Below are 12,048 nucleotides of genomic sequence, written 5' to 3'. Positions count from 1 at the left end.
CACCAAGCAGGAGCTCACCGAGTACCTGAGCGAGCTCTCCGGTGAGGCGGCCTCCTACATGCGGCCGAACTTCTTCGCCAACACCCCCGACATCCTGCACGCCTTCCTCCAGCACGGCGGCCGTCCCGCGTTCGCGCTGCGCGCGGTGCTGGCCGCGACCCTCTCACCGACCTGGGGCATCTACTCCGGCTACGAACTCGCCGAGAACACCCCGCTGCGCGAGGGCAGCGAGGAATACCTCGACTCGGAGAAGTACCAGCTCAAGGCCCGCGACTGGGACACCGAGGACAGCCTCGCCCCCCTGATCACCCAGCTCAACACCATCAGACGCCGCCACCCCGCCCTCCAGCGTCTGCGGAACATCCGCTTCCACCACACCGACAACGACGCGGTCATGGCCTACAGCAAGCGCACGGGTGACGACACGGTTCTGGTGGTCGTGAACCTCGACCCGCACCACACCCAGGAGGCCACGGTCTCGTTGGACATGCCGCAACTCGGCCTGGAATGGCACGAGTCCCTGTCCGTCCACGACGAACTGACGGGCGAGACCTACCACTGGCGCAGAAACGGCTACGTACGCCTGGAGCCCGGCCGGGCACCGGCGCATCTGTTCCAGGTCCGCAGGTCGGCGCCGCAGAGCGGAGGATCCACAGCGTGACTGTCAACGAGCCCGTCCACGACACCTTCGAGGACACCCCGGCGAAGGACCGGGACCCCGACTGGTTCAAACGCGCGGTCTTCTACGAGGTCCTCGTCCGCTCCTTCCAGGACAGCAACGGCGACGGCGTCGGCGACCTCAAGGGCCTGACCGCCAAGCTGGACTACCTCCAGTGGCTCGGTGTCGACTGCCTGTGGCTGCCGCCGTTCTTCAAATCGCCGCTCAGGGACGGCGGCTACGACGTCTCGGACTACACCGCCGTCCTGCCGGAGTTCGGCGACCTCGCCGACTTCGTGGAGTTCGTCGACGCCGCCCACCAGCGCGGCATGCGCGTCATCATCGACTTCGTCATGAACCACACCAGCGACCAACACCCGTGGTTCCAGGAGTCCCGCAAAGACCCCGACGGCCCCTACGGCGACTACTACATGTGGGCCGACGACGACAAGCAGTACGAGGACGCGCGGATCATCTTCGTCGACACCGAGGTCTCCAACTGGACCCACGACCCGGTCCGCGGCCAGTACTACTTCCACCGCTTCTTCTCCCACCAGCCGGACCTCAACTACGAGAACCCGGCCGTCCAGGAGGAGATCCTGGCCGCCCTCCGCTTCTGGCTCGACCTCGGTATCGACGGCTTCCGCCTCGACGCCGTCCCCTATCTGTACGCGGCGGAGGGCACCAACTGCGAGAACCTGCCCGCCACGCACCAGTTCCTCAAGCGGGTCCGCAAAGAGATCGACGCGATGTATCCGGACACGGTCCTGCTGGCGGAGGCCAACCAGTGGCCGGAGGACGTCGTCGACTACTTCGGCGACTACCAGGCCGGCGGCGACGAATGCCACATGGCCTTCCACTTCCCGGTCATGCCCCGCATCTTCATGGCCGTACGGCGGGAGTCGCGCTACCCGATCTCGGAAATCCTCGCCAAGACCCCGGCCATCCCGCAGAACTGCCAGTGGGGCATCTTCCTGCGCAACCACGACGAGCTCACCCTCGAGATGGTCACCGACGAAGAACGCGACTACATGTGGGCCGAGTACGCGAAGGACCCGCGTATGCGCGCCAACATCGGCATCCGGCGGCGCCTGGCTCCCCTGCTCGACAACGACCGCGACACGATCGAGCTGTTCACCGCCCTACTGTTGGCCCTGCCCGGCTCGCCGATCCTCTACTACGGCGACGAGATCGGCATGGGCGACAACATCTGGCTCGGCGACCGGGACGCCGTACGCACCCCGATGCAGTGGACACCCGACCGCAACGCGGGCTTCTCCGCGGCCGATCCGGGCCGGCTCAACCTGCCGATCATCATGGACCCGGTCTACGGCCATCAGGTCACCAACGTCGAGGCGTCCATGGCGTCGCCCTCGTCGCTGCTGCACTGGACCCGCCGGATGATCGAGATCCGCAAGCAGAACCCGGCGTTCGGCCTCGGCACCTTCACCGAGCTGCACTCGTCCAATCCCGCGGTGCTGGCCTTCCTGCGGGAGTACGAGGACGACCTGGTCCTGTGTGTGAACAACTTCTCCCGGTTCGCGCAGCCCACAGAACTGGATCTGCGTGAGTTCGACGGCCGGCACCCGGTCGAGCTGTTCGGCGGAGTGCGCTTTCCGGCCATCGGTGAACTGCCGTATCTGCTGACCCTCGGCGGGCACGGCTTCTACTGGTTCCGGCTCTCCCGAGTCGCATCCCGCATCGGCCGACGCCATTGAGCGTGCCGACGAAAGGACGCGTCACCATGCCGAAGACCGCATCCCTCAGCCCGCGACCCGCCCCCGCGACCGATCTCATGGCCTCGCTCGGCGAGCTGCTGCGCCAATGGCTGCCGCGGCAGCGCTGGTTCGCGGGCAAGGACCGGCCCGTCAGCGAACTCGGCCTGCTGTCGATGACCGAGCTGTTCCCGGGCTGTCTGCACCTGCTGGTCCACACCGGTCACGGCGGGGTGCCGGCGCCGGGCGGCGGTGCCCCGGCCGGTGACTGCTACCAACTGCTGCTCGGCGTGCGCAAACACCTCTCGCCGCGTCTCGGCCGAGCCCTCATCGGCCATGCCGAGCAGGGCCCGCTGGCCGGTCTGACGATCTACGACGCCCTGCACGACCCTCGCTCGGCGCAACTGCTGCTGGAGCGGCTGCGGCAGCCCGGCACGGCCGGCCCCCTACGCTTCGAGGGCACCCCCTCGGTGCCGGTGCCCGGCGGGCTGCCCCCGCGGCTGCTGGAGACCGAGCAGTCGAACTCCTCGCTGGTGTACGGCGACGAATACATCTTGAAGGTGTTCCGCCGCATCCAGCCCGGGGTCAATCCGGACCTGGAGGTACCGGTCGCGCTGGCCGGACAGGGCTGCCGCCGGGTGCCGGCGCCGGTCGCCTGGTTCCGGACCACGCATCCGCAGGAGGCCACGCTGGGCGTGCTCCAGCCGTATCTGCGCGACGCGTCCGACGGCTGGGCGCTGGCCCTCCAGGCGCTCGCCTCCGGTGACGACTTCACCGTGCAGGCGCACGAGCTGGGGCGGGCCATGGCCGAGGTGCACCTCGCGCTGGCCGCCGCCTTCCCCGGCAGCGGCCACGACGACAACGGCTCCACGGCAGCCGCGATGACCGAGCGGCTGGACTCCGCCGCACACAGTGTGCCGGCCCTGCGGCCGTTCGTCCCCGGTCTGCGCAATGCCTTCGGCGCGCTCTCCACCTGCGACTCCGGGCCGCCCGCGCAGCGCGTCCACGGCGACCTGCACCTGGGGCAGGTGCTACGGGCGGGCCGCGAGTGGTTCGTCATCGACTTCGAGGGCGAACCCTCGCGGCCGCTCGCCGACCGGTGCGCCGCCCAGTCCCCGGTGCGGGACATCGCGGGCATGCTGCGCTCCTTCGACTACGCGGCCCGGCAGCGCCGGCCCTGGCGGCCGGAGTGGGCGCGCCGCTGCCGGGAGGCCTTCTGCGGGGGCTATGCCGCCCTCGCCGGGTGGGATCCGCGCAAGAAGCACGGCCTGCTGCGCGCCTACGAGACCGACCGGGCCGTCTACGAAGTCCTGTACGAGGCACGACACCGGCCCGACTGGCTGCCGGTGCCCATGGCGGCGATCGAACGTCTCGCCGTGAGAGGAGACTGAGCCGTGGCTTTGCGCGACACCTCACTGCCCGAGCGGTCCGGACCGGCGCGCTGTGCCCCGGCCCCCGCACTCGACCCCGCCGACCGGGGCCGGCTGCTGGCCGGCGCCCACCACGACCCGCACGCTCTGCTCGGCGCCCACCCGGTGGCGGGCGGGATCGCCTTCCGGGCACTGCGCCCCTTCGCCCGCGCGGTCGGCGTCGTGATCGACGGCGAGCGCAGACAGCTGACCTCGGAAGGCGACGGCCTCTTCTCCGGTCTGCTGCCCCTCGAAGCGATCCCCGAGTACACCCTGCTGGTGGCGTACGCGGACGGCGAACAGGAGGTGCACGACCCCTACCGCTTCCTGCCCGCGCTCGGCGAGACCGACCTCCATCTCATCCGTGAGGGCCGCCACGAGCAGCTGTGGAAGGCGCTCGGCGCCGAGCCGATGACCCACGAGGGGGTGACCGGCACCCGCTTCACCGTCTGGGCTCCGAACGCCCAGGGGGTCCGGGTGGCCGGTGAGTTCACCTTCTGGGACGGACAGGCCTTCCCGATGCGCTCGCTCGGTTCGTCCGGGGTGTGGGAGCTGTTCCTGCCGGGGATCGGTGAGGGCGCCCGCTACAAGTTCGAGATCACCTCGCGCCACGGCGACCGGTTCCTCAAGTCCGACCCGATGGCGCGCAGCACCGAGGTACCGCCCGCGACCGCGTCCGTGGTGACCTCCTCGCACTTCGCATGGGACGACCGGGAATGGATGGCCCGGCGCGGTGAGACCCCGGTGCACCAGGCGCCGTTCTCGGTCTACGAAGTCCATCTGCCGTCCTGGCGGCAGGGCCTGACGTACCGTCAGCTCGCGGAGCAGTTGCCCGCCTACGTCAAGGACCTGGGCTTCACCCACGTCGAGCTGATGCCGGTCGCCGAGCACCCCTTCGGCGGCTCCTGGGGCTACCAGGTCACCGGCTTCTACGCGCCGACCTCCCGGCTCGGCACGGCCGACGACTTCAGGTACCTCGTGGACGCCCTCCACCGGGCCGGCGTCGGTGTGATCATGGACTGGGTGCCGGCCCATTTCCCCAAGGACGACTGGGCGTTGGCCCGCTTCGACGGGGATCCGCTGTACGAGCCGGGAGACTCGCGGCGTGCCGAGCACCCGGACTGGGGGACGTACGAGTTCGACTTCGGGCGCGTCGAGGTGCGCAACTTCCTGGTCGCCAACGCCGTGTACTGGTGCGAGGAGTTCCACATCGACGGGCTGCGCGTGGACGCCGTCGCCTCGATGCTCTACCTGGACTACTCGCGCGATTCCGGCCAGTGGAGCCCCAACGTGTTCGGGGGCCGGGAGGATCTCGACGCGGTCGCCTTCCTCCAGGAGATGAACGCGACCGTGTACCGCCGGGCGCCGGGTGTGGTCACGATCGCGGAGGAGTCCACGGCCTGGGACGGCGTGACCCGGCCCACGGACAGCGGGGGCCTCGGGTTCGGCCTGAAGTGGAACATGGGCTGGATGCACGACTCCCTCGGCTACATCAGCCACGAGCCGGTGCACCGCAAGTACCACCACAACGAGATGACCTTCTCGATGGTGTACGCGTACAGCGAGAACTACGTCCTGCCGATCTCCCACGACGAGGTCGTCCACGGCAAGCAGGCGCTGGTGTCCAAGATGCCGGGCGACTGGTGGCAGCAGCGGGCCAACCACCGCGCCTACCTCGGCTTCATGTGGGCGCACCCCGGCAAGCAACTCCTGTTCATGGGCCAGGAGTTCGCCCAGGGTGCCGAGTGGTCCGAGGCCCACGGCCCGGACTGGTGGCTGCTCGACCCGGCGTACGGCGCCGAACCCGACCACCGGGGCGTCCGCGATCTCGTGCGCGATCTGAACACCGTCTACCGCGCGACCCCCGCCCTGTGGGAGCGCGACACCGACCCCGGCGGCTTCCGGTGGGTGGTCGGGGACGCGGCCGAGGACAACGTCTTCGCCTTCCTGCGGTTCGACGCGGCGGGCAACCCGCTGCTCGCGGTCTCCAACCTGTCCCCCGTCGTGCGTGAGGACTACCGCCTCACCGTCCCCGACGGCCTCCCCCTGTGGCAGGAGTCCCTCAACACCGACGACGCGCGGTACGGCGGCGGCGACATCGTCCGGCGTGATCCGGTCAAGGCGGAGGACGGGGCGCTGCGGCTCACCCTGCCGCCGCTCGCGACGGTGTGGCTGGTCCCGATGCCCGACTGAGGGCGGCGGGCGACACGGAGGTGTCCGACCGGCCTCGAAGGGGCAGTCGGGGTCGTACGAGAACGAGCATCCTCGTCGTCGCCGAGAGCCACAGAAAGGGCTGCATCACGTGCGCACCGTGGGAGTGGAGGAGGAACTCCTCCTGGTCGACCCGGAGACCGGCGAGCCGCAGGCGCTGTCCGCGGCCGTCCTCGCGCGGGCCGCGCAGGACGGGCCGGACCAGGACGTCTTCGAGAAGGAACTGCACAACCAGATGCTGGAGTTCGCCACCCATCCGCAGTCGGGGATGGACGAACTGCGCGCGGAGATCGTGCGCTGCCGCAAGGAGGCGGCCCGGCTCGCCGGCGACAGCGGCTGTGCCGTGGCCGCCCTGGCCACCTCGCCGCTGCCGGTCAGCCCCTCCGTGGGCATCGGCCGCCGCTACCAGTGGATGGCGGAGCAGTACGGCATCGCCACCCAGGAGCAGCTCGTCATGGGCTGTCACGTCCATGTGTCCGTGGAATCGGACGAGGAGGCCGTCGCCGTCGTCGACCGGATCCAGCCCTGGCTGAACGTACTGGCCGCGCTGAGCGCCAACTCGCCTTTCTGGCAGGGGAAGGACAGCGGCTACAGCAGTTACCGCAGCCGGGTGTGGCAGCGCTGGCCCTCGGCCGGTCCGACCGAGCCCTTCCGCTCGGCGGAGCGCTATCACCGGCGGGTCGCGGACATGGTGGCGACCGGCGTCATCCTGGACGAGGGAATGATCTACTTCGACGCCCGGCTGTCCCGGACCTACCCGACGGTGGAGATCCGGGTCTCGGACGTCTGTCTGCACTCGGACACCGCCGTACTCCTGGCGACGCTCGCCCGCGGGCTGGTGGAGACGGCCGCGCGCGAGTGGCGGGCCGGCAAGGAGCCGGTGACGCACAGCGTGAGCCTGCTGCGGCTGGCGGCCTGGCGGGCCGCGCGCTCCGGTCTGTCGGAGGAGCTGCTGCACCCGGCGACCATGCACCGGATGCCGGCGGAGACGGTGGTGCGGGCGTTGCTCGAGCATGTCGAGGACGCGCTCGCCGACAGCGGCGACCTGGACCGGGCCCGCGAGTCGTGCGCCGAGCTGCTGCGGCACGGCAACGGCGCCCGGGTGCAGCGTGAGTTGCTGGAGCGCACCGGGAGTCTGCGGAGCGTGGTCACGGAGTGCGTGCGGCTGACCCAGTCGTAGTTCTCACAGGGCCAGGACGATCGCGTACACCAGGAAGAACGCGGCGACGAGGACGACCAGGAGCAGGATCAGGGCCAGCGGGCCCTTGGCCCAGCCCTTGGTCGGGTTGTGCGTCTCCTGGGGCCCGGCCCCGGGCAGGCTGCTCTCGGCCGGCGGGGTCTCGCCCGGGGGTACGCCGCCGCCCGGTTCCAGTCCGGTGGTGCGCTCGGGTTCGGGATCGGGGTTCGTGTAACTCATGCGGTCCGAGTGCCCCGATCTCGACGAGATCACGGGTGACCGCTTACTTCCGTATTCCAGGTACCACCCGCTCGCGCCTGGGCTACATTCGAGCACCGCGGATGACCGAGCTCGTCGGCACAGTCACAGCCCGTACACGTCAGGAGCAGCGCATGCGCGACTTCGCCCTCGCTCCCCGGACCATCTCGCGCTCCAGCGGCGGCCTGGCCGACAGCGCGTTCGAGCGCGCGGAGCTCGACCCCACCCTGCCGGTGCTCGCCCGCCGTCCCGAGGGCTCCTCGGGAGGCTGGCGGGAGGTCACGGCCGTGGAGCTGCGGGACGAGGTCGTGGACCTGGCGAAGGGACTGGTCGCCTCCGGGATCTCGCCCGGCCACCGGGTCGCGATCATGGCGCGCACCCGTTACGAGTGGACGGTTCTCAGCTACGCGCTGTGGACGGTCGGCGCCGAGGTCGTACCGATCTACCCGACGTCCTCCCGCGAACAGGTCGAGTGGATCCTGCGCGACGCCGGCTGTGTCGCCGTGGTGGTGGAGGACGAGCAGGCGGTCATGACGGTCGGCTCGGTGTGCGCCTCGCTGCCCCGGCTGCGCCATGTCTGGCAACTGGACGCGGACGCGCTGGAGGACCTGACGGAGCGGGGCCGGATGATCCCGCTCGCCACGGTCGAGTCGCTGCGCCGCATCGTGCTGCCGGACTCCACGGCGGTCGTCGCCTACACCTCCGGCACCACGGGCCACGCACGGGGCTGCGCACTCAGCCACCGCGGCCTCGCGAGCCCCGTCGACACCCTCCTCGAAGGCTGGCGCCACATCACGGCACCCCCGGGAGAGCAGCCGTCCGTCCTCGCCTTCCTGCCCTTCTCCCATGTGTACGGCCTCATGATCCAGGGCGTGTGCATCCGCGGCGGTCTGCTCATGGCCCACGAGCCCGACCTGGGCGAGGAGGCTCTGGCGGCCGCCCTGCAGTCCTTCCGCCCCACCTACTTCTACGCCGTCCCCTCGGTCTTCGAGAAGATCTACAAGAACTTCCTGCGCGCCTCCCAACAGGCAGGCCGCGGCGCCCTGTTCGAGCGGGCCGCCGACACGGCACGGGACTTCGCCCTGGCCTGCGAGCGGCAGCGGCTGGGCGAGGGCCCCGGCCCCGGGTTCGACCTGCGGCTCCAGCACGCCCTGTACGAGCGGACGGTGTACCGCAGACTGCGGGCCGCGCTGGGCGGCCGGGCCCGCCGTGCCACCTCGGGCGGCTCCACCCTGGGCCGTGAGCTCTCCCTGTTCTACGAGGGCATCGGCATCTACGTCCACGACGGCTACGGCCTGACCGAGACCTGCGGTGGGATCACCATGCAGCCGCTGGGCCGGGAGAAGTCCGGGACCGTGGGCCGCCCCCTGCCCGGCGTGGAGCTCCGCGTCGCGGACGACGGGGAGATCCTGGTGCGCGGGCCGTCGGTCTTCCAGGGCTATGTCAACGACGAGGCCGCGACCCGGGCCGCGCTGTACGGCGGCTGGCTGGCCACCGGGGACCTCGGGCAGCTGGACTCCGACGGCTATCTGACGATCACCGGCCGCAAGAAGGACGTCATCGTCACCACCAGCGGCAAGAGCGTCGCCCCGGCCGCCCTGGAGCACCGGCTGAGGATGCATCCGCTCATCCACCAGGCCGTGGTGGTGGGCGACAACCGGCCCTGTGTGGGCGCCCTGATCACCCTGGACCCGGTGTTCCTGGCCCACTGGCGCGGAGTACTGGTGGCCCAGCAGGACCCCTCGGTGCGCGAGGCCCGGGAGGAGAACACGCTGCGGGAGGAGATCGCGCGGGCCGTGGCCGCCGCCAACAGCACGGTCTCGCGCTCGGAGTCGATCCGGGTGTTCCGGGTGCTGTCGGAGCCCTTCGACCTGGCCAACGGTCTGCTGACGCCGTCGATGAAACTGCGTCGGGACGAGATCGTGCGCCGGTACGCGAGGGAGATCGACGCGATGTACCAGGCCCGCTCGGCCGGCGCCCGGCGCACCCCGGCAGAGGAGTTGCTGAGCTGGGACGACGCGGACGACGTGTTCCGGTGAAACTCGCCCCTTCGGCTCGTTCCCCGAGGTGAGGACGATTGGGCCGCGCACCCTCGGGAACACGGCTCAGTGGCGACATGAGAGAGTACGACACCCCGTTGACGCCGGGCCGTGAGAGCGGCACGGCACCGAGCCGCATTGGGACGAGACACTGACTTCCGAGGCGATTCCGAGCCGCACCACCCGTTTCGTGGGCGAACCGCACTGCGTGACGGGTGCGCGGCTCGCCGCTGAGGAATTCCTGAGCGACCTCGGCGAGAGCGTGCCGCCCACGACCCCCGAGCACTGGGACGACATCCTGCTGGTGGTCACGGAACTGGCCGCCAACGCGGTCCAGTACGCGCCCGGCCCGTTCGTGCTGCGCATGCGCCGCACCTTCGACGGCGTGCATGTGACGTTGCGCGACACCAACCCGACGCCGCCCGCCCCCCGTTCGTTCGATCCCCGCACGGGCGGGGGCGGCATCGGCTGGCACCTGGTCCACGCACTGTGCGACCAGGTCAGCGTGGTGACGGACGAACGCGGCAAGGACGTCCACGTCTTCCTGCCGTGGTGACTCACCGGTCCGGTCAGGCGGTGGCCGTGAGCCGCAGGTAGTAGGCGCCGACCGCCGCGAGGTACGTACGGTCCCTGGTCTCGCTGTCGGTGCGGAAGCGGGGGGCCGCCTTCACCTCCGAGCCGGAGCAGGCCAGGGTGACCCGCCGGTCCTGGGTGTCGACGCGGGCGACGACGCCGACCGGGACCAGGACGCTGCGTCCGAAGATCCAGACGCCGGTGTCGACGACGAGGTGTCCCATGCCGTGGGGAGCGGCCTGCCGGTCCACGTGTCCGATCGTGCCGTCGCTCGCGACGACGCTGAAGCCGGTCAGGTCCTGTCCCTCGAGGTATCCGCTGTCCGACGCGTACGACCAGATTCTGTCGGTGGTCACGCTGCTCCTTCCCTCCCGAGCGCTGCACGGGCCCCGGCTCTTGGCTGCGAGCGGGCCCACAGCACCCCATACCCCTCTGCCGCACACGCATTCGGGAACCGGCACCCTCACAAGCGGTTTCCCCGCGTCCGGTCCGCGCACCTCCTTCACCTTTCTCCCGGTGCACTTTCAGGCCAGGACGGGCAAGGTGGTCCTCGACGCATTCGTCGCGCCCGCATGGGCAGACGAAGGGCGTTCGAGGCAAACCGCCTGGAGCCGCAGAAAGGGATGAACACCGTGACACGACCCAGGATCCTGGTGGTTGGCGCCGGCTTCGCCGGTGTCGAATGCGTTCGCCGGCTGGAACGGAAACTCTCCCCGGACGAAGCCGACGTCACCCTGGTGACGCCGTTCGCCTACCAGCTCTATCTCCCGCTGCTCCCCCAGGTCGCCTCCGGCGTGCTGACGCCCCAGTCGATCGCCGTCTCCCTGCGCCGCAGCAAGAAGTACCGCACCCGGATCATCCCGGGCGGCGCGATCGGCGTGGACCTCAAGTCCAAGGTCTGCGTGATCCGCACCATCACCGACGAGATCATCAACGAGCCGTACGACTACATCGTGCTGGCTCCCGGCAGCATCACCCGCACCTTCGACATCCCCGGTCTCACCGAGCACGCCTTCGGCATGAAGACCCTCGCCGAGGCCGCCTACATCCGCGACCACGTCATCTCCCAGCTCGACCTCGCCGACGCCAGCCATGACCCGGCCGAGCGCGCGGCCCGGCTCCAGTTCGTGGTGGTGGGCGGCGGATACGCCGGCACCGAGACCGCCGCCTGCCTCCAGAAGCTCACGCACGGGGCGGTCAAGCGCTACCCGCGCATCGACCCGTCGCTGATCAAGTGGCATCTGATCGACATCGCCCCGAAGCTGATGCCGGAGCTGGGCGACAAGCTGGGGCACAGCGCGCAGGAGATCCTGCGCCGCCGCGGCATCGACGTGTCGCTCGGTGTCTCCATCGAGAAGGCGGGCCCCGAGGAGGTCACCTTCACCGACGGCCGGGTGATCCCCACCCGGACCCTGATCTGGACGGCCGGGGTCGTCGCCAGTCCGCTGATCGCCACGCTCGGCGCCGAGACGATCCGCGGACGGCTCGCGGTCACCGCCGAGATGACCCTGCCGGGCCAGGACGGCGTCTTCGCACTCGGCGACTCCGCCGCCGTGCCCGACAAGGCCAAGGACGACGACAGCGCGGTCTGCCCGCCCACGGCGCAACACGCCATGCGCCAGGGCAAGACCGTCGCCGACAACGTCATCGCGACCCTGCGCAACCAGCCGCTGAAGCCGTACGTCCACAAGGACCTCGGTCTCGTCGTCGACCTCGGCGGCACCGATGCCGTCTCCAAGCCGCTCGGCATCGAACTGCGCGGCCTGCCCGCCCAGTTCGCCGCCCGCGGCTACCACTGGGCCGCGCTGCGCACCAATGTCGCCAAGGTCCGCGTGGCGACGAACTGGACGCTCAACGCCCTCGCCGGCGACGACTTCGTCCGTACCGGCTTCCAGGCCCGCAAGCCCGCCAAGCTCAAGGACTTCGAGTACACCGACGCCTATCTGACGCCGGAACAGGTCAGGGCGCAGGTCGAGGGGACGCGGCAGCTGGACCTGTAGGTGTGGCG

10 protein-coding genes are annotated in these 12,048 nt (G+C 70.3%); 8 read left to right on the top strand and 2 right to left on the bottom strand.

Features of this window, described 5'->3' with window-relative positions:
* From ABZT06_RS47630 to ABZT06_RS47610, 5 genes are all read left to right on the top strand, one after another.
* Window positions 1–661: alpha-glucosidase C-terminal domain-containing protein (locus tag ABZT06_RS47630; protein WP_355755508.1), on the top strand; the 661-nt coding region annotated here is incomplete at its 5' end.
* Window positions 658–2,376, top strand: a complete 1,719-nt coding sequence (gene treS, locus ABZT06_RS47625) for a maltose alpha-D-glucosyltransferase (protein WP_355755506.1) — start codon at window positions 658–660, stop codon at window positions 2,374–2,376. The genes ABZT06_RS47630 and treS, both read left to right, overlap by 4 nt.
* Before the next feature lie 26 nt (window positions 2,377–2,402).
* Complete coding sequence (locus ABZT06_RS47620; protein ID WP_355755503.1) at window positions 2,403–3,764, top strand: maltokinase; 1,362 nt, start codon at window positions 2,403–2,405, stop codon at window positions 3,762–3,764.
* Between the two features lie 3 nt (window positions 3,765–3,767).
* Entirely contained in the window at window positions 3,768–5,975 is a 2,208-nt protein-coding gene (glgB, locus tag ABZT06_RS47615) for a 1,4-alpha-glucan branching enzyme (RefSeq protein WP_355755501.1), read from the top strand.
* Window positions 5,976–6,084: 109 nt separating this feature from the next.
* Window positions 6,085–7,173: a glutamate--cysteine ligase gene (locus tag ABZT06_RS47610; RefSeq protein ID WP_355755499.1), complete on the top strand. Its 1,089-nt coding sequence runs from the start codon at window positions 6,085–6,087 to the stop codon at window positions 7,171–7,173.
* Window positions 7,174–7,176: 3 nt separating this feature from the next.
* Here ABZT06_RS47610 and ABZT06_RS47605 read toward each other — a convergent pair whose 3' ends face one another.
* On the bottom strand, window positions 7,177–7,410 hold the full coding sequence (locus tag ABZT06_RS47605; RefSeq protein ID WP_355755496.1) for a DUF6480 family protein: 234 nt from the start codon (window positions 7,408–7,410) through the stop codon (window positions 7,177–7,179).
* Between the two features lie 152 nt (window positions 7,411–7,562).
* On the opposite strand from ABZT06_RS47605, the gene ABZT06_RS47600 reads away from it, so the two are divergent.
* Together ABZT06_RS47600 and ABZT06_RS47595 are read left to right on the top strand one after the other, a co-directional pair.
* Window positions 7,563–9,467 carry an AMP-dependent synthetase/ligase gene (locus ABZT06_RS47600; protein WP_355755493.1) on the top strand — a complete coding sequence of 635 codons (1,905 nt, stop codon included), beginning with the start codon at window positions 7,563–7,565 and terminating at the stop codon, window positions 9,465–9,467.
* Window positions 9,468–9,618: 151 nt separating this feature from the next.
* Window positions 9,619–10,023, top strand: coding sequence for an ATP-binding protein (locus ABZT06_RS47595; protein ID WP_355755512.1), 405 nt, complete (start codon window positions 9,619–9,621; stop codon window positions 10,021–10,023).
* Between the two features lie 13 nt (window positions 10,024–10,036).
* Here ABZT06_RS47595 and ABZT06_RS47590 read toward each other — a convergent pair whose 3' ends face one another.
* Window positions 10,037–10,396: a PRC-barrel domain containing protein gene (locus ABZT06_RS47590; protein ID WP_355755491.1), complete on the bottom strand. Its 360-nt coding sequence runs from the start codon at window positions 10,394–10,396 to the stop codon at window positions 10,037–10,039.
* A gap of 267 nt (window positions 10,397–10,663) precedes the next feature.
* Between ABZT06_RS47590 and ABZT06_RS47585 the strand changes: the two genes are divergently transcribed.
* Window positions 10,664–12,040, top strand: a complete 1,377-nt coding sequence (locus tag ABZT06_RS47585; RefSeq protein ID WP_355755489.1) for an NAD(P)/FAD-dependent oxidoreductase — start codon at window positions 10,664–10,666, stop codon at window positions 12,038–12,040.
* The last annotated feature ends 8 nt before the right edge of the window (window positions 12,041–12,048 follow it).

Origin of the sequence: Streptomyces sp. NPDC005483 (assembly GCF_040606035.1) — a bacterium.
In the GTDB taxonomy this organism is placed as follows: Bacteria; Actinomycetota; Actinomycetes; order Streptomycetales; family Streptomycetaceae; genus Streptomyces.
The sequence above is the reverse complement of the archived record's forward strand: the minus strand, read 5'-3'. Positions and strand labels throughout refer to the sequence as shown.

Excerpts from the sequence above, each read along its gene's own strand:
- ABZT06_RS47585 (WP_355755489.1), top strand. The coding sequence starts at position 10,664 with ATGAACACCGTGACACGACCCAGGATCCTGGTGGTTGGCGCCGGCTTC.
- ABZT06_RS47605 (WP_355755496.1), bottom strand. The coding sequence starts at position 7,410 with ATGAGTTACACGAACCCCGATCCCGAACCCGAGCGCACCACCGGACTG.
- ABZT06_RS47620 (WP_355755503.1), top strand. The coding sequence starts at position 2,403 with ATGCCGAAGACCGCATCCCTCAGCCCGCGACCCGCCCCCGCGACCGAT.
- ABZT06_RS47600 (WP_355755493.1), top strand. The coding sequence starts at position 7,563 with ATGCGCGACTTCGCCCTCGCTCCCCGGACCATCTCGCGCTCCAGCGGC.